At 42.8% G+C, this 17,016-nt stretch carries 17 protein-coding genes; 12 read left to right on the top strand and 5 right to left on the bottom strand.

What is annotated here, in order from left to right; genetic code table 11:
* Nucleotides 1-11: 11 nt before the first annotated feature.
* The 8 genes from DW743_RS07365 to DW743_RS07330 all read left to right on the top strand — a co-directional run bounded on the left by DW743_RS07365 (nt 12) and on the right by DW743_RS07330 (nt 8,772).
* On the top strand, nt 12-404 hold the full coding sequence (locus tag DW743_RS07365) for a conjugal transfer protein (RefSeq protein ID WP_005427021.1): 393 nt from the start codon (nt 12-14) through the stop codon (nt 402-404).
* On the top strand, nt 388-2,841 hold the full coding sequence (locus DW743_RS07360) for an ATP-binding protein (protein WP_117761140.1): 2,454 nt from the start codon (nt 388-390) through the stop codon (nt 2,839-2,841). The genes DW743_RS07365 and DW743_RS07360 overlap by 17 nt, the downstream gene beginning before the upstream one ends.
* Complete coding sequence (locus DW743_RS07355; protein WP_117761138.1) at nt 2,838-5,180, top strand: CD3337/EF1877 family mobilome membrane protein; 2,343 nt, start codon at nt 2,838-2,840, stop codon at nt 5,178-5,180. Before DW743_RS07360 ends, DW743_RS07355 begins: the two co-directional genes overlap by 4 nt.
* A complete protein-coding gene (locus DW743_RS07350) occupies nt 5,177-6,181 on the top strand; it encodes a bifunctional lytic transglycosylase/C40 family peptidase (RefSeq protein ID WP_011861916.1) in 1,005 nt (334 codons plus the stop codon). The genes DW743_RS07355 and DW743_RS07350 overlap by 4 nt, the downstream gene beginning before the upstream one ends.
* 16 nt (nt 6,182-6,197) lie before the next feature.
* Complete coding sequence (locus DW743_RS07345; protein ID WP_117761136.1) at nt 6,198-7,106, top strand: conjugal transfer protein; 909 nt, start codon at nt 6,198-6,200, stop codon at nt 7,104-7,106.
* Nucleotides 7,107-7,178: 72 nt separating this feature from the next.
* A complete protein-coding gene (locus DW743_RS07340) occupies nt 7,179-7,757 on the top strand; it encodes a TetR/AcrR family transcriptional regulator (protein ID WP_117761134.1) in 579 nt (192 codons plus the stop codon).
* 21 nt (nt 7,758-7,778) lie between these two features.
* Complete coding sequence (locus DW743_RS07335; RefSeq protein ID WP_117761132.1) at nt 7,779-8,543, top strand: nucleoside phosphorylase; 765 nt, start codon at nt 7,779-7,781, stop codon at nt 8,541-8,543.
* Between the two features lie 52 nt (nt 8,544-8,595).
* The gene (locus DW743_RS07330; protein ID WP_080664505.1) at nt 8,596-8,772 is read left to right on the top strand and encodes a cysteine-rich KTR domain-containing protein; all 177 of its coding nucleotides are present in this window, start codon (nt 8,596-8,598) and stop codon (nt 8,770-8,772) included.
* 86 nt (nt 8,773-8,858) lie between these two features.
* Here DW743_RS07330 and DW743_RS07325 read toward each other — a convergent pair whose 3' ends face one another.
* On the bottom strand, nt 8,859-9,215 hold the full coding sequence (locus DW743_RS07325) for a helix-turn-helix domain-containing protein (RefSeq protein WP_103900081.1): 357 nt from the start codon (nt 9,213-9,215) through the stop codon (nt 8,859-8,861).
* A gap of 593 nt (nt 9,216-9,808) precedes the next feature.
* On the opposite strand from DW743_RS07325, the gene DW743_RS07320 reads away from it, so the two are divergent.
* From DW743_RS07320 to DW743_RS07300, 4 genes are all read left to right on the top strand, one after another.
* Complete coding sequence (locus tag DW743_RS07320) at nt 9,809-10,231, top strand: RNA polymerase sigma factor (RefSeq protein WP_117761130.1); 423 nt, start codon at nt 9,809-9,811, stop codon at nt 10,229-10,231.
* Nucleotides 10,228-10,467 carry a helix-turn-helix domain-containing protein gene (locus DW743_RS07315; protein ID WP_117761128.1) on the top strand — a complete coding sequence of 80 codons (240 nt, stop codon included), beginning with the start codon at nt 10,228-10,230 and terminating at the stop codon, nt 10,465-10,467. Before DW743_RS07320 ends, DW743_RS07315 begins: the two co-directional genes overlap by 4 nt.
* A 574-nt stretch (nt 10,468-11,041) precedes the next feature.
* On the top strand, nt 11,042-11,236 hold the full coding sequence (locus DW743_RS07305; protein WP_011861908.1) for a DUF3173 domain-containing protein: 195 nt from the start codon (nt 11,042-11,044) through the stop codon (nt 11,234-11,236).
* Between the two features lie 36 nt (nt 11,237-11,272).
* Nucleotides 11,273-12,457, top strand: coding sequence for a site-specific integrase (locus DW743_RS07300; protein ID WP_117761126.1), 1,185 nt, complete (start codon nt 11,273-11,275; stop codon nt 12,455-12,457).
* Between the two features lie 310 nt (nt 12,458-12,767).
* Here the strand turns inward: DW743_RS07300 and DW743_RS07295 are convergent, their stop codons facing one another.
* From DW743_RS07295 to DW743_RS07280, 4 genes are all read right to left on the bottom strand, one after another.
* Nucleotides 12,768-13,265 carry a nucleotidyltransferase domain-containing protein gene (locus DW743_RS07295; protein WP_009247521.1) on the bottom strand — a complete coding sequence of 166 codons (498 nt, stop codon included), beginning with the start codon at nt 13,263-13,265 and terminating at the stop codon, nt 12,768-12,770.
* Between the two features lie 84 nt (nt 13,266-13,349).
* Nucleotides 13,350-14,894, bottom strand: a complete 1,545-nt coding sequence (locus tag DW743_RS07290) for an ATP-binding cassette domain-containing protein (RefSeq protein ID WP_009247522.1) — start codon at nt 14,892-14,894, stop codon at nt 13,350-13,352.
* A 453-nt stretch (nt 14,895-15,347) separates the two neighbouring features.
* Nucleotides 15,348-15,725 (bottom strand): TnpV protein, encoded by a 378-nt coding sequence (locus DW743_RS07285; protein WP_009247523.1) that lies wholly within the window; start codon nt 15,723-15,725, stop codon nt 15,348-15,350.
* A 26-nt stretch (nt 15,726-15,751) separates the two neighbouring features.
* Complete coding sequence (locus tag DW743_RS07280) at nt 15,752-16,891, bottom strand: plasmid recombination protein (RefSeq protein WP_019190307.1); 1,140 nt, start codon at nt 16,889-16,891, stop codon at nt 15,752-15,754.
* Nucleotides 16,892-17,016 lie beyond the last annotated feature (125 nt).

Genomic DNA, 17,016 nt, shown 5'->3' with positions numbered 1-17,016 from the left:
GGACGGACAACATGAAGAAAATACGAAGCTATACCAGTATCTGGTCGGTGGAAAAGGTACTCTATTCCATCAATGATTTTAAGCTGCCATTCCCCATCACGTTCACACAGATGGCGTGGTTCGTGGTATCGGTATTTGCAGTTATGCTCTTGGGGAACCTCCCTCCCCTTTCGTTTATTGACGGGGCATTTTTGAAATATTTCGGCGTACCCTTTGCCCTCACTTGGTTCATGTGCCAGAAGACCTTTGACGGGAAGAAGCCTTACGGCTTCCTGAAATCCGTACTGGCATATCTGGTACGCCCGAAACTGACCTATGCAGGAAAGCCCGTGAAGCTGGAAAAGGAATATCCGGCACAGCCCATCACGGCAGTAAGGAGTGATATTTATGGCATATCCGATTAAATATATCGAAAATAACCTTGTGTTCAACCATGACGGGGAGTGCTTCGCTTACTATGAGCTGCTTCCCTACAACTATTCCTTTTTAAGCCCTGAACAGAAATATCAGGTACACGATTCGTTCCGGCAGCTTATCGCCCAGAACAGGGACGGGAAGATTCACGCCCTGCAAATCAGCACCGAATCCAGCATACGGGCAGCACAGGAACGCTCCAAACAGGAAGTAACAGGCAAGTTAAAAGATATTGCCTGTGCAAAGATTGACACACAGACCGAAGCCCTGATTTCCATGATAGGGGAAAATCAGGTGGACTACCGCTTTTTTATCGGCTTCAAGCTGCTTGTCAATGAGCAGGAAGTCACCATGAAGCAGTTTCGCAGGGAAGCAAAGACCGCCGTTTCCGATTTCCTCCATGAAGTCAACCACAAACTCATGGGGGATTTTGTTTCCATGAGCAATGAAGAAATCTGGCGGTTTCAGAAGATGGAAAAGCTGCTGGAAAGTAAAATCTCACGCCGCTTCAAAGTCCGGCGGCTTAACAAGGACGATTTTGGCTATCTGATTGAGCATTTATACGGGCAGACCGGAACCGCCTACGAAGATTATGAGTATTATCTTCCGAAGAAACGGTTTCAGGAGGAAACGCTGGTGAAATACTATGACCTCATCAAACCCACCCGTTGTCTGATAGAGGAAAACCAGCGGTATCTGAAAATCGAACAGGAAGACGGGACAGTTTATGCCGCCTACTTTACCATCAACAGCATTGTAGGGGAACTGGACTTCCCATCCTCGGAAATCTTTTACTATCAGCAGCAGCAATTCACTTTTCCCATTGATACCTCTATGAATGTGGAGATTGTGACAAACCGGAAAGCCCTCTCCACGGTGCGGAACAAGAAAAAAGAACTGAAAGATTTGGACAACCACGCATGGCAGAATGACAGTGAAACCAGTACAAACGTGGTGGACGCTTTAGACAGCGTAAATGAGCTGGAATCCACCTTAGACCAGAGCAAGGAATCTATGTATAAGCTGTCCTATGTGGTGCGTGTGACGGCTCCCGACTTGGAGGAACTGAAACGCCGCTGCAATGAGGTGAAAGATTTTTATGACGATTTGAACGTGAAGCTGGTTCGCCCCTTTGGGGATATGCTGGGGCTGCATGGGGAATTTCTTCCTGCCAGCAAACGGTATCTGAACGATTATATCCAGTATGTCACCAGTGACTTCCTTGCTGGTCTTGGCTTCGGGGCAACCCAGATGTTAGGGGAACCGGAGGGCATTTATATCGGGTACAGCCTTGATACAGGAAGAAACGTGTACTTAAAGCCTGCCCTTGCCAGTCAAGGGGTAAAAGGCTCCGTCACCAACGCCCTTGCTGCCGCTTTTGTAGGCTCCCTCGGCGGTGGAAAATCATTCAGCAACAACATGATTGTCTATTATTCCGTATTATTTGGGGCACAGGCACTCATTGTTGACCCGAAAGCAGAACGGGGACAGTGGGAAGAAACCCTGCCGGAAATCGCCCATGAAATCAATATCGTAAACCTGACCTCAGAGGAACAGAACAGGGGCTTGCTCGACCCGTATGTGATTATGGAGAACCCAAAGGATTCCGAATCACTGGCAATCGACATCCTGACTTTTTTAACGGGCATTTCCAGCCGTGACGGGGAGAAATTTCCTGTTCTTCGGAAAGCCATCCGTGCGGTGACAAACAGTGAGGAACGGGGGCTTTTCAAGGTGATTGAGGAACTACGGGCGGAGGGAACCACCATCAGCACCAGCATAGCCGACCATATCGAATCCTTTACGGACTATGACTTTGCACACCTGCTCTTTTCGGATGGGGATGTCACACAGTCCATCAGCCTTGAAAAGCAGCTCAACATCATTCAGGTAGCGGATTTGGTGCTGCCGGATAAGGAAACCTCGTTTGAAGAATACACCACAATGGAACTGCTTTCCGTGGCAATGCTCATTGTAATCAGCACCTTTGCCCTCGACTTCATCCATACCGACCGCAGCGTGTTTAAGATTGTGGATTTGGATGAAGCATGGAGCTTCTTACAGGTGGCACAGGGCAAGACCCTCTCTATGAAGCTGGTTCGTGCCGGACGTGCCATGAACGCAGGCGTTTACTTTGTCACCCAGAACACGGACGATTTACTGGATGAAAAGCTGAAAAACAATCTGGGCTTAAAGTTTGCGTTCCGTTCCACGGACATCAACGAAATCAAGAAGACCCTCGCCTTTTTCGGGGTGGATTCCGAAGATAAAAACAACCAGAAACGGCTCCGTGACTTGGAAAACGGACAGTGCCTTATCAGTGATTTGTACGGGCGTGTGGGAGTGATACAGTTCCACCCTATCTTTGAAGACCTGTTCCATGCCTTTGACACCAGACCGCCTGTTAGAAAAGAGGTGGAGGAATGAAGATAAGAAAGCCCATCCAGCAGGGGACAGCCTTTGTCCCTTGCCGGACAAAGGGAAAAACCTCCCTGAAAAAAATCGGGAGCATGGCAGGAAAAGTGATTGGCAGAGTGCTTCTGGCACTCCTGCTCATCCTCCTGCTGCTTGCAGTCTTCGGCACAGCCGCCCACGCTGCCGGACTGGTTGATGATACGGTGGACGCTGCCAACGAATACAGCAAATATCCTCTGGACAACTACCAGCTTGATTTTTATGTGGACAGCGGATGGGACTGGCTCCCGTGGAACTGGCTGGACGGTATTGGAAAACAGGTGATGTACGGGCTGTATGCCATCACAAATTTTATCTGGACAATCAGCCTGTACCTTTCCAACGCCACGGGCTATCTGATTCAGGAAGCCTACTCGCTGGACTTCATTTCCTCTACGGCGGATTCCATTGGGAAAAATATGCAGACCTTGGCAGGCGTTACCACAGGCGGCTTGTCCTCGGAGGGATTTTATATCGGGTTCCTGCTGATTCTCATTCTGGTGGTGGGGCTTTACGTTGCCTACACAGGGCTTATCAAACGGGAAACCACAAAAGCCATCCATGCCGTTGTGAATTTCGTGGTGGTGTTCGTGCTGTCCGCTGCCTTTATCGCTTATGCTCCTGATTATATCGGGAAAATCAATGAATTTTCCGCAGACATCAGCAATGCCAGCCTGACCCTTGGTACAAAGATTGTGCTGCCGAACTCGGAAAGCCAGGGAAAAGACAGCGTGGATTTGATACGGGACAGCCTGTTTTCCATTCAGGTCAAACAGCCGTGGCTCCTGCTACAATATGGCAACTCGGATGTGGAAAGCCTTGGGGCTGACCGTGTGGAACGCCTGCTCTCAACCAGTCCAGACGAAAACAACGGGCAGGACAGGGAAGAAATCGTAGCGGAGGAAATCGAAGACAGGGAAAATACCAACCTTACCATCACAAAGACCATCAACCGCTTGGGAACCGTATTCTTCCTGTTCATGTTCAATATCGGTATCTCCATTTTTGTATTCCTGCTCACGGGGATAATGATTTTTTCACAGGTACTTTTTATCATCTACGCCATGTTCCTGCCTGTGAGCTTCCTCCTTAGCATGGTTCCCTCTTTTGAGGGGATGTCAAAACGTGCCATTACAAAGCTGTTCAATACCATCCTTACCAGAGCCGGAATCACCCTGATTATCACGGTAGCGTTCAGCATTTCCACCATGCTCTACAACCTGTCTGGGGAATACCCGTTCTTCCTGACGGCGTTCTTGCAGATAGTGACCTTTGCCGGAATTTATTTCAAGCTGGGGGATTTGATGGGGATGTTCTCCTTACAGAGTGGGGATTCCCAAAGCATGGGGAGCCGTATCATGCGAAGACCCCGTATGCTCATGCACGCCCATATGCACCGTTTACAGCATAAGTTAGGACGTTCTGTGGCGGCTCTTGGGGCTGGTACGGCTGCCTACCATGCAGGAAAACAGGCTGGCTCAGACCAGAGAACTGCTTCCAGCTCCGGCTCTTCCAAACGGACGCAGGCAGACCACAGCAGACCAGACGGACAGGCAGCACCGGAAAAGGAATCCGCATGGAAACGGGCTGGCTCTGCGGTAGGTGCGGTGGCAGATACCAAAGATAAGATAGCCGATACTGCCGGACAGCTTCGGGAGCAGGCAAAGGATTTGCCTGTCAATGCAAAGTACGCCCTTTACCACGGGAAAACACAGGTATCAGAGGGAGTACGGGATTTTACTTCCAGCGTGACCCAGACCCGAACTGCCAGAGCCGAACAGCGGAACGCACAGGCAGAACGCCGCAGACAGATCATTGCAGAACGCAGGGCGGAACTGGAACAGGCAAAACAGCCGCAACAGACAGCTTCCGAATCCCCCAAAGGGGCGGCTCCCGTCCATGAACGCCCTGTTACTGCAAAGCAGCCGGAAGATTTCCGACATCATGTAGATACCACTCATACAGGAAAACCAGCCATGCAGCCAGTTTCCCCATCCATCAGGGAACGGGGACAGGTTCCTTATGGGGGAACTGTGGCAGAACGGGCTTCGGTTCCGGTGGTAAAGGCAGCTTCCATCCACCATGAACAGATACCGCCTGTAAGGACAGAACGCCAGATAGTCCCTCCGGCTTCCCCAGACAAACCAGAGGAAAGACAAAAGACAAATACGGCTCCTGTGATACCGGAAAGAAAACGGGCTGCCCCTGCGGTAAAAGAATCGAACTTTACCATCCGGCGTACCACCGCCAGAAAGGAGTGGAGAAAAACAGTAACAGCGGCTGCCAAACAGAAGAAAGGGGAGAAACCATGAAGTTAAGACACCTTTTCTTTGCCTGTTCCGGCGTGTTTGTGATGATGTTCTCCCTGCTCCTTTTGGTGGTGATTGTCTTCTCGGATGAGGAAGACGGCGGAAGCGGTGGAAACCTTATCTATGGGGGCGTGAGCGTATCACAGGAAGTCCTCGCCCATAAGCCTATGCTGGAAAAGTATGCAAGGGAATATGGCATAGAGGAATACTTAAATGTGCTGCTCGCCATCATTCAGGTGGAATCCGGCGGCACGCTGGAAGACGTTATGCAGTCCTCGGAATCTCTGGGGCTTCCCCCGAACTCCCTTAGTACAGAAGAATCCATCAAACAGGGCTGCAAGTATTTCTCGGAACTGCTCGCAGCGGCAGAAACAAAGGGCTGTGACTTAAACAGTGTGATTCAATCCTATAATTACGGCGGCGGTTTCCTAGACTATGTGGCAGGACACGGAAAAAAATACACCTTTGAACTGGCAGAGAGCTTCGCAAGGGACAAATCCGGCGGAAAGAAAGTCACCTACACTAACCCTGTTGCGGTAGAGAAAAACGGGGGCTGGCGGTATTCCTACGGGAATATGTTCTATGTCCTCTTGGTATCGCAATACCTGACCGTGGCACAGTTTGATGATGAAACGGTGCAGGCTATCATGGAGGAAGCCTTAAAGTATGAGGGCTGGACGTATGTGTACGGGGGTGATTCCCCCTCCACTTCCTTTGACTGTTCGGGACTGGTGCAGTGGTGCTATGGCAAGGCAGGAATCGCTCTGCCACGGACAGCACAGGAACAGTACAATGTGACGCAGCACATCCCCCTGTCCGAAGCAAAAGCAGGGGATTTAGTCTTTTTCCACTCCACCTACAACGCCGGAACCTACATCACCCATGTGGGGCTGTATGTGGGAAATAACCGGATGTACCATGCCGGAAATCCCATTGGTTACGCAGACCTGACAGGCTCCTACTGGCAACAGCACCTTGCCGGAGCCGGACGAATCAAACAATAAGAAAGGATGAACCGATATGATTCAGATTAGAAAAGAGGAAAACCAGAAAAAGCAGAAAGAAAAGAAACTGAAAGTCTACAAAGTCAATACCCACAAAAAAACCGTGATTGCCCTGTGGGTGCTGCTGGCAGTGAGCTTCCTGTTTGCCGTCTATAAGAATTTCACGGCGATAGACATTCATACTGTCCATGAAACCAAAGTAATTGAGGAAACCATCCTCGACACCCACAAGATAGAGAATTTTGTGGAGAATTTCGCAGAAGTCTACTATTCATGGGAACAGTCCGCCGCTTCCATTGATAACCGGACAAATGCTTTAAAAGGCTATCTCACCGGAGAACTACAAGCCCTGAATGTAGATACTGTCCGAAAAGACATCCCCGTATCGTCTGCCCTGACCGATTTTCAGATATGGGAAATCACAGAAGAAAAGGAGCAGCATTATCAAGTGACCTATACGGTGGAACAGCGTATCACAGAGGGAGAATCCAGTAAAAACGTCCGTTCCGCCTATCAGGTGACGGTCTATGTGGACGGCTCTGGAAACCTGACGATTGTCCAGAACCCTACCATCACCAGCGTTCCCGTAAAATCCGGCTACACCCCAAAAGCGGTACAAAGTGACGGTACGGTGGATTCCATCACCACGGAGGAAATCAACGAATTTCTCACTACCTTTTTCAAGCTGTACCCTACGGCAACCGCAAAGGAGCTGACCTATTATGTGAATGAGGGCGTGCTGAAACCTGTGGGGAAAGAATATATTTTCTCCGAACTGGTGAATCCGGTCTACAACCGAAGCGGTAATCAGGTGACAGCTTCCCTTGCAGTGAAATATCTGGATAACCAGACCATGACAACACAGGTATCACAGTTTGACCTTATGCTGGAAAAGAACGGAGAAAACTGGAAGATTGTGAAATAGCTCTTGACTTTGCGACACAAATGTCGCATAATTATTAAAAGAGACATATGTGTCGCAAAGGAGGTTATAGTAGTGAGTGCTAAAGGCGATAAGACCAAAGAACTTATTTGTTCAGAAGCATACAAATTATTTGCAGAAAAGGGATTTAAAGAAGTCACAATGAAAGATATATGTGAAAAAACCGGACTTAGTCGAGGTGGTCTTTATAGACACTATTCAAGTACCGAAGAAATTTTTTCTCATATCATTAACTCTCTTATGCAAACACAAGAAAATGAAGTTTTAAACAAAATCGAAAGTCTAGTTCCTGCTAAACAAATTCTATTAGAACTATTAAATCGCTATCAAATAGAAATGTTAGATAGTAGTAATTGTTTAACTTTAGCAATTTATGAATTTTTTAGTACTTTACAGCGTAAAGGCAATGAAAGTCTGCTATATGAGCAATATTTATTAAGTAAAAAGACTTGGGAATCTTTAATTGCTTATGGAATAAAAACAAAAGAATTTAACGAAGTAAATGCCGAAGCTATTATTGATATAATTATATTTTCTTATCAAGGAGTACGGCTGTATAGCAACCTTATGCTTATAAGTCCTCAAATACCCGAAAACATCTTGTATATTATAAAAAATATTCTTTTAAAATAATTTGGAAAGGATGTGTAGAATATGGATACTACTATTTTTCAGAAATTCTATGAAGAAAAAACAGCGTTAATCAATCCCACAGATTGTACAAAGCCCATTGATAATTTCCCCGAAGTATGTATTTCCACATTTTCCAAAAACATTATTGATAAGTTTATCTCTTTGAACTCCGTTCAAAAAATTGCAGAATTATATACAGCAAATGGAGTAAATCCGGTATATAAAATCAATTATAAAGGAAAAGAAATAGCTTTTTATTTATCATTAGTTGGTGCATCTGCTTGTGTATCTGGCTTAGAGGAAATTATTGCATTAGGAGCAAAAAAAATTATTCTTTTTGGAAGTTGTGGTATTTTAAATGATTCCGTGAAAGATAAAATCATTATCCCCACCTCTGCGGTTAGAGATGAGGGAACAAGCTATCACTATATTCCTGCAAATCAGGAATTATCAGTAAACCCAGAATACATAAATACATTGATTTCATGTTTAGACAAGTATAACTGCCCTTATATAACAGGAAAAAGTTGGACTACTGATGGAATATATAGAGAAACTTTAGGTATTATCAATGACCGAAAAGCTCAAGGCTGTATTACTGTTGAATTAGAATTTTCAGCAGCCTTAGCTGTTTGTACATTTAGGAATATTCCTTTTCTTCAATTTTTATATGGAGCTGATTGTTTAGATAATGATACTTGGGATATTAGAGATTTGTGTGAATATGGGCTAAGTAAAGCAGAAAAACTTATGTTCCTAGCCTTAGAATGTGGTATCGCTTTATAAATAACACTCTTTCAATTCTATTTTCAGCTATTCCATAAGGCAGGTGATTTTTATGGCAGAACAACAAATATGGGTACTTTGTCCTGTCTGTAACAACAAGACACGAACTAAAATACGCAAAGACACGGAACTGGTAAATTTCCCTCTCTTTTGTCCAAAATGCAAAAAAGAAAATTTAGTGACAATAAAAAACGGAATTACAACCATTATCAAAGAGCCAGACGCCTAGACGCAGAGCCGATAATTTATAAGCTATATAGCTTATAGACTATCGGCTCATTTTAATTTCAATCTTATTCTTGCAGGCAATAGAAGTTATTTATCTTCCATTTCCTTGTATTTGACAATACCATCAGCAACGCTTTCCATGATAACAAGGTCTGCGTCTGTAAAATTGTCAATTTTGCTTTCAAGCTGTCTTCGTCTGCTACTTTTTGCCAGACTATCAGAGGATAAAAAGAACTCATCCACTGATACATTCAGCAGAGATACAAGGTCGTACAGCACCTGTAAACTGGGGTGCTGCCCTTTATTCTCAATATTGGTTAAATAGCGTGGGTCAATCTCAATCATTGCTCCCACCTGTTCACGGGTCAAACCCTGTTTTTTACGGGCTTCTTTTATGGCAAGCCCAAACGCCCTGAAATCATATTTATCTTCTTTTTTACGCATAATACACCACCTCTGTACATTTTACTGTTCCTGTTGTAATAGCGACAGGTATAGAAAAACGTATTGCATAGTTGTACAGTTCCTATTATGCGTATTAAAGATAAAACTATGCTGCCGAAACGGAAATAAAAAAAACCGTTATTTGGCAGCATACTTTCCCTGCGTCAAAAATTACATCATCATTTCCAGACGACGGTTTAACAAAAGCCGCCGTCTTTTTTGCCTGAAATGCAGATGATTTTTAAAGTCCACTACTTGATACAGAAAGCGGCTTACAGGAGGAAGCCGCTATGCAAAATATTTTCTTAAATATATCTACATTCGGTAAGCCGTTAAAAAAAGCCATCCGCCTACACTAGAAAAGTCTGACCCTCAATGTGGTTTTTCAGAATACATAGAAAGAACTATCGAAGCACACAAGCAGAAATATCGTCTGTTTGCGTGCTTTTTTAGTTGGAAGAAAAAGTTTTTAAATTTTTCTTCTCAAAACGCAACTGCACCCCCTGTCCTGTCGGGACTAAGAGCGAAAAGGGGGAAAGAAGCAGAGATTCCTATCAACTCGCTCCCTTTCAAGGCTGGAAAGGGGGTGAGCAATGATGAAGCCATCTGAATTTCAGACAACCATAGAGAACCAGTTTGATTACATTTGTAAAGTCGCTATGGAGGATGAACACAAAGACTATCTCAAAGCGTTGTCCAGACAGTGTAAACGGGAAACCCTGTTCTGTGATATGGACGATTACACCGTCAATCTGTTTTCTTCCGAAGACACCTATCCATCCCACTTCCATACTTTTGAAATGGATGGATTTACTGTCCGCATTGAAAACAACCTGTTAGCAGAAGCATTAGAAAATCTGGATGGAAAGAAACGTGACGTTATCCTGAGATATTATTTTCTTGGATTTGACGATACGGAGATTTCAAAAATTCTGGAAGTCAACCGTTCTACCATACAGAGAAGAAGACACGCCGGACTGGAATTTATCAAAAAATTTATGGAGGAAGAAGCATGACAGCAAAGCACCCTATGATTCCGTTTCCTGTGATTGTAAGGGCTGCGGATGGTGACATTGAAGCAGTCAACCAGATTGTACGCCATTACAGCGGTTTTATTGCCAGCCGTTCCATGCGTCCCATGAAAGACGAATACGGGAATACCCACATGGTTGTAGATGAAACCCTACGCCGCCGGATGGAAACACGTCTGATTGCAAAGATTTTATCTTTTGAAATCAGGGAACCCAACTAGAAATAACGCTCTCCTGTGGAAGCATGGACAAGCTCATGCTTCCCAGACAGAGCTTGCCAGTCTATTAAAGTGCATTATCACCAGTGCACTTTAACAGGCTGACAAAGCCGGATTGTTCCTTGAAAAAGAAAGCGTCTAATCAACGCAGCATAAAGCAGCCGAATACGTTTCGATAGAAAGAGAGCCGTTGGGCTGGCACGCCGTGACCCACCAAAGGAGGGATGAAACCGGATAGCGATTCCTGCCAGCGTTCCATAAGCAGCTTACCGCAAAAGCTGCCGCCATGACCTTTCTATCGTGATAATGATACTTCCGTACAGCCTTAGTCTGTGTGATGATGTAGCACCGCTGACAAAGGGTACGGCTGGATGAGAACCATGCAGGGGTGAGATTCCCATGAGCTTTAGCGAAAGCTGTTCGGCTTGCTTATATACTATTTTGAATTATAATTTTTCATTCAAAATCAAATAACTATTTGCAGGAAATACAATCTTAATATTACTTTTGCCATAAAATCTGATATAATATAGACAGATATTGAGGGTTCCATATCTGGTCTATGGAAAGGAGGAACATGATTACAGTAACAAAAAAAGACTTAATAGAACTGGGTTATGGGACTTCATTCGCAGCAGACATCATAAGAGAAGCAAAAAAACTTATGATTTCAAAAGGGCATACCTACTATCAGTCACGCAAACTGGACAGGGTTCCCAGAGAAGCTGTGGAAGAATTGCTAGGGATTACTTTTACTGATAAATCAAACTGATTGTACTTCTTGCACATTTATGTAAGGAGTGAAATCATGGCAAAAGACCCTATTAAGAAAGCAGAAAACGGAACTTATTATTTTAGAGCAAACTTAGGTTTTCATCCGATTACCGGAAAACAGATTCAGAAATACAAAAGCGGATTCAAGACAAAAAAGGAAGCTAGAGAAGCATATTCAAAGCTTATGCTGACATCCACAGAGGAATTAACGGAAAAGAAACAGCAGCTATCCTTTCAACAGTTCATTGAAGAAACTTACCTGCCTTGGTATAAAACACAGGTAAAGGAAAGTACCTATCTGAACCGCCGTTCTACCATTCAGAAGCATTTTTCATACTTTTACAAAATGACGGTGGATGAGATAGAACCCATTAACGTCCAGAACTGGCAGCTTGAACTCGCAAAAGAATTTAGTCCAAACTATATCCGTATTGTACAAGGTATGCTCTCTATTGCCTTTGACAGAGCAGTTGTTCTCGGTCTTGCAAAGAAAAATCCGTCACGAATGATAGGAAACATCAAGAGCAAGAAAACAAAAGTGGATTTCTGGACACTGGATGAATTTCAAAAGGTAATTTCCCTGCTCTACAAGGGCGATTATTACGAACATTACCTTTTCATTTCATACTGGCTCCTGTTTATGACTGGAATGAGAATCGGAGAAGCCGCAGCCCTGCAATGGTCGGACATCAACTTTGAAACCGGACTTTTAAGTATAACGAAAACGCTGTACTATAAAACAATGGACGAATACAAATTTGTGGAACCAAAGACACAAGCCAGTATTCGCACTATCTATATTGACACAGATACCATCAAAGAATTAAAAGCATGGCAGGAAGTACAGCAAAAGGTTTTAAATGACTGTGACCTTGTACTAAGCTATAATGGGATTCCCACCAGTAAGCACACCCTCCCACGGGCTTTAGAAAAACTTGCTGGATTGGCAGGCGTACACCGTATCAAGATTCATGCACTCAGACATTCCCATGCTTCCCTGCTCATCAGTATGGGAGAAAATCCTTTATTGATTAAAGAACGTCTGGGGCATGAAAAGATACAGACCACGTTAGGAACCTATGGACATTTATATCCCAACACCAACGTGGAAGTTGCCAAAAAATTAACTGGCGTTCTCACTTATACTCCGGCAACAACCAGTGTTGCCGATTACACCAGCAATCAGCATACAGCAATCTATCACAGAGCAGTTGAATAAAAAAATGCAATCAAAATGCAATTCTAAAAGGAAAGAGCCTCAAAACCCTTGAAAATAAAGGCTTTGAAGCTCTGCTCCAACTATTCAAACTCTACAAAGACTAACGCTTTTTGTTTAGGAATTATTCTCTGTAATGTTTCTCGTTCTTTTGATTATTTGATATATCCATATTATCCTGCCTATACGAGCTAATGTTATCATTTTGTTATCGGCATTGATAACACCTACTCGATAACTGTGGATAATAACTATATGTAGCATGTCAAATTATAAGCTATTTTGCTTAGAGATTCAACACAAAACTGAAATTTTACTTTTCCTTATATTCATCTGGTATTGCTATTTGAAATGTTTCACACAACAGCATCACATCATGCACATCATTTTTATCGTGTTCATATCCCAAATGAAGCATTACCTGACTCAATGGTTCAATACAAGAAACAGTTATATCTCCAACTTTTCCAATACCGGAAAAAGTTTTTGATGGAAATATATCTCCCTCATAAACAATTCCGTCATCTGTAAATTCAAAACAATGTAAATCAATGATTCTTTGTTTATCATCTTTCCAGACAGTATGACCATCCGTTGTATAATCAGTATTTACTTCCTCAAATCCATGCTGCTTAATCACATAAATATAATCATGATAATGTTTCAGTTCAACAAACAAATCAATATCATTGTGTATTCTTGATTCTCTTTTAAGAAGTGCATCAACACCCCATCCGCCATCTAAATATACTTTAATTTCGTTTTGCAAAGCATATTTTATAATTTCACATGCATCTTCTGTACGTACCATAATCTATCCTCCAAATTCAAATCTTTGTATGCTTTCCAACTCACTAAAAGCCTGAAATTTGTCAGTCTTTCATCCTTTTTGTTATCAATCACCAATTAGCTGTAATCCATTAGGATTTAGCTGATATATTTTATCGCACACCTCTTCAATATACTTTCTATCGTGAGAAATGCTAATGACAGCCCCCGGAAATTCTCGGAGCATTTTTCTTATTACCGGACCGGACAATGGTGAAAAATTTCTTGTCGGTTCATCCAGAATAAGAACATTTGCACCACTTAAGCTCATCCTCAAGAGAAGCACTTTCGCCTTTTGTCCGCCTGATAACTCCCGAATCGGATGCTCCATTTCATCTGGTGTGTATTTAAGTGAACCAAGGTATGTTCTAATTCTTGTACGCTCTTCTTTATCTCCTGTTTTATCAAGGTAATCAACCGGTGTAACATCCAAATCCAGCAGGTCTTCATAAGTTTGAGGCATATATTCTGCTTTAATGTCATTCCGATTTAGGAGTTCTTCCGCTATCTTTTTTAGAAGAGTCGTTTTTCCTGCCCCGTTGGCTCCTATCATACAGATTTTTTCTGAACCTTTTATTTTTAAATGAATTCCTTCTGCTAAAATTCTTTTGCCATCCGGAGTCACAAGCTTTGAAAGTTCATATTCTATGACCGTTTTTCCTGCGGGAATGTGTGAGTTTTCATCCCCTAATTTGACAAAGATTGCTTCTTCCTGTTCCGGCATCTGAGTCATATTTTCATCTTCTTTTTCAAATCTTCGTTCCATTGCCTTAACCGTATGCATTTTGTCCTTTAAGTTTTTGGCAACAGACGGTGCTTGTCTGGTACAACTTCTTAATGCACCTTGTACACTCTGCATAACTCTTTGATATTTTTCATCGCGAATCTTTTTCTCCCTACGGTCACTCAGTGCCCGCTGTTTTTGGATTTCAAATTTATGAAGCCGTTCTTCCACATAGCGTCTATAGGGAAGCTTTGCCACGGTATATCTCGCCTTTGTTTTTCGTATAATCTGCTCGATATGTATCACCATGTTGGCAGTACGCTCTATCAGCGTTTCATCGTGTGAAATAAAAAGCACAATGTGCTTCCAGTCATTTATGATTTTTTCCAGTAATGTAAGCGTCGCAATGTCGATGTCATTGGAAGGTTCGTCCAACAACAGCACAGAAACATCGCGAATGAAAAGCCTCATAAGTTGTGTCTTGACTTTTTCGCCTCCTGAAAGACTACCCATTGTCTGGTTACTGTAGAAAAAATCATTTTTCATTCCAAATTTTCCCGCAATAACAGACAATTCTTTAGGCGTTTTCTCCCAGAATATTTCCTCTTCAGAAAAATATTCGTATATTGTTTTTTCCTTATCTTCATCGAGCATCTCCTGCGGAAGATAACCAAGACGTTCGTGTCCCATTATCCTTTCCCCATCTGCTTCTATATAGTTTTCTACAAGCGACGGATTGTATATCCACTTCATTAATGTCGATTTCCCATTTCCCTCTTCTCCAATAATAACTGCCTTATCTCCATCATTTAGCACAAGGTTGAAATCATTAAGAATTATTCTCAGGTCTTTTTTATGTGTTAAATTTAATTTTTTTATCTGCAACATTAAAGTTTCTCCTTTTCGAAGTCTGAGCCAATTATTATTTTGAACACACAAAAACGAGTCTTTTTTGCATACGCAAAAATAGACTCGCTAAATAGCCCCTTATTTCTTTTCCAAAAGGAAAACAAAGGAAATGCCTCTTGCGATAATCCAACTTAAGCGTACACAAAACAAACCTATTCTCTACAGGCTCAATAACTATATGTGTCTTACTTAAATCAAATTATCTATTAATCATTTCCTCACCTTACACAAAATGTGCCTTTCTTTCTTCTAATGGCAATACTATCATACTGTATTTTTTGTGTCAATACATTTCACCTTATGGAAGTGCAAATTAAAATTTTCACTTCCTAATTATACATCCAACCATTACGAAATTCAATCTTTCACAACCTCTTTACAACCACAACCACAGCACTCCAGCAAACGCAGGAGCACCATACCGTAAAACGCTTATGTGTAAATCAACTCCGTTCCTACAACTTCCCTCACACAAGCCTGAATATTATTCATTCTTCCAATCCATTCGTAGGGATTATCTTTCTTTAATTGTTCCGTCACATCTTGTCTGTCGGCATATTCCTTTACCAGTCGAAGAAACATATCCTCTGCTTGCTTATCGACTTCTGCAAGATAACTATGCAGCTTTCCGCTTGTCAGCAGGTTCATATATAACACTTTATAGTGTTCCTTTAAATGCCTTGCATGTCGTTTCCCCCATAAACCAATCGGCTCTATTTCTTCTTCGGCTGGTACTGTGATGTTCGGCAATAAATAATCACCCACCTGTCTATAAGTTCCGCCCATTTCTTCAAAAATTGTCTTTGTCATTTTCCTTTTCCTCCTGTGATTTTTGTCTATCGTGATCGTGTATTATCACGCTTGCGACCTTTAACTGTTCTTGCCTGCTCCAACAAATCATCTATCTGTTTGCGACCAAAAACCTTACGGAGCAGGCTGTAATCTTTATTTTCTGCTTTTAGGATTTTGTTTTCTTCGGTCAATCTTTCATTGACTTTCTCCAAACGCTGATTGGTGCGGTATAACTGTGCATTCGCTGTATTCAGCCTATGATAGTTGTCCCACCCCTCAAAGCAGCGGGCAAGCACCGTTTTGACAAGTTGCTTCAATTTCCTTACAACCGGCTCTGCCATTTTGGTTTTATATGCCTTTGCAGTCATAAATTTCTCTGGTTCTGGCAACTGATATTTCGGTGCAGTATCAAGCTCTATTTCAAGATTTGACAGCTCGTCTTTTGCCTTATCATAGTTCAATACTCGTTCCGACAACACATCAAATTCAATCTGTTTCTGCTCGATTTTCGCACCTAATGCCGCCACTTCTTTTTCTCTTTCCTGCTTTTTATAATCCAAAACAGAAAGATGTTTTTCGTGTGTGCCTAAATGTTCCCACTCAATCCCATAACGTTCCATCACCGCCGCAAGCTGTTCTTTTTCGGACTGTATCCATTGCGACCACTCCGTATCGCCACGACTGCCGCCCTTAAAACCTTGCGTTGCAAGAGCCTGCTTTAGTGACACTCTTGTATCAAGTCCACGCTTGCTGCCTGTGGTAAAAGGTACAAAATCTATGTGCAGATGTGGTGTAGCTTCATCCATATGCAGATGAGCCGAGAACACCCGAAGCTGTGGATTTCGCTCCTGAAAACCCTGATAGTATTCATCTAAAATCTGCTTTGCCAGTTCTCCGTTTTCCGTATCGGCGTTCATATTTCCCTTACCGCCCACCTGTAAAATGATTTCGTGGAACGGTTTTTCCTGCTTGGAACTTCGGATTTTTTCATAATAATCTTTTATCTTTCGGTCTGACCTTATCTGCTTGGCATTGTATCTTTCCAATGCTTCATCAAACAATTCGTGATAAACTGTCTTTATATTTTCATTGCAGTAGTCGATATTGAGATGAGTACGAGTTCCGTCTACATTTTCTGCTCGGAACTTTCGGCTATTGTGATTGACCGAGCCTTTACCGACCATTGCACTTATCGTTCTCTGCATTTTTTCATCTCCCATCTGTAAATTTCAACATTCTCAGGTTTTGTTACTTTTGTCAAAAGTAACGCAAAAGCACTTTTGACGGGTACACCCATCAAAAATGCGAC

Origin of the sequence: Blautia sp. AM28-27 (assembly GCF_003480905.1) — a bacterium.
GTDB lineage: Bacteria > Bacillota > Clostridia > Lachnospirales > Lachnospiraceae > Fusicatenibacter > Fusicatenibacter saccharivorans.
This window is presented reverse-complemented; position numbering and strand designations above follow the sequence as displayed.

Excerpts from the sequence above, each read along its gene's own strand:
- DW743_RS07350 (WP_011861916.1), top strand. The coding sequence starts at position 5,177 with ATGAAGTTAAGACACCTTTTCTTTGCCTGTTCCGGCGTGTTTGTGATG.
- DW743_RS07330 (WP_080664505.1), top strand. The coding sequence starts at position 8,596 with ATGGCAGAACAACAAATATGGGTACTTTGTCCTGTCTGTAACAACAAG.
- DW743_RS07315 (WP_117761128.1), top strand. The coding sequence starts at position 10,228 with ATGACAGCAAAGCACCCTATGATTCCGTTTCCTGTGATTGTAAGGGCT.
- DW743_RS07355 (WP_117761138.1), top strand. The coding sequence starts at position 2,838 with ATGAAGATAAGAAAGCCCATCCAGCAGGGGACAGCCTTTGTCCCTTGC.
- DW743_RS07285 (WP_009247523.1), bottom strand. The coding sequence starts at position 15,725 with ATGACAAAGACAATTTTTGAAGAAATGGGCGGAACTTATAGACAGGTG.
- DW743_RS07305 (WP_011861908.1), top strand. The coding sequence starts at position 11,042 with ATGATTACAGTAACAAAAAAAGACTTAATAGAACTGGGTTATGGGACT.
- DW743_RS07335 (WP_117761132.1), top strand. The coding sequence starts at position 7,779 with ATGGATACTACTATTTTTCAGAAATTCTATGAAGAAAAAACAGCGTTA.
- DW743_RS07325 (WP_103900081.1), bottom strand. The coding sequence starts at position 9,215 with ATGCGTAAAAAAGAAGATAAATATGATTTCAGGGCGTTTGGGCTTGCC.
- DW743_RS07295 (WP_009247521.1), bottom strand. The coding sequence starts at position 13,265 with ATGGTACGTACAGAAGATGCATGTGAAATTATAAAATATGCTTTGCAA.
- DW743_RS07345 (WP_117761136.1), top strand. The coding sequence starts at position 6,198 with ATGATTCAGATTAGAAAAGAGGAAAACCAGAAAAAGCAGAAAGAAAAG.
- DW743_RS07320 (WP_117761130.1), top strand. The coding sequence starts at position 9,809 with ATGATGAAGCCATCTGAATTTCAGACAACCATAGAGAACCAGTTTGAT.
- DW743_RS07280 (WP_019190307.1), bottom strand. The coding sequence starts at position 16,891 with ATGGTCGGTAAAGGCTCGGTCAATCACAATAGCCGAAAGTTCCGAGCA.
- DW743_RS07300 (WP_117761126.1), top strand. The coding sequence starts at position 11,273 with ATGGCAAAAGACCCTATTAAGAAAGCAGAAAACGGAACTTATTATTTT.
- DW743_RS07290 (WP_009247522.1), bottom strand. The coding sequence starts at position 14,894 with ATGTTGCAGATAAAAAAATTAAATTTAACACATAAAAAAGACCTGAGA.
- DW743_RS07360 (WP_117761140.1), top strand. The coding sequence starts at position 388 with ATGGCATATCCGATTAAATATATCGAAAATAACCTTGTGTTCAACCAT.
- DW743_RS07365 (WP_005427021.1), top strand. The coding sequence starts at position 12 with ATGAAGAAAATACGAAGCTATACCAGTATCTGGTCGGTGGAAAAGGTA.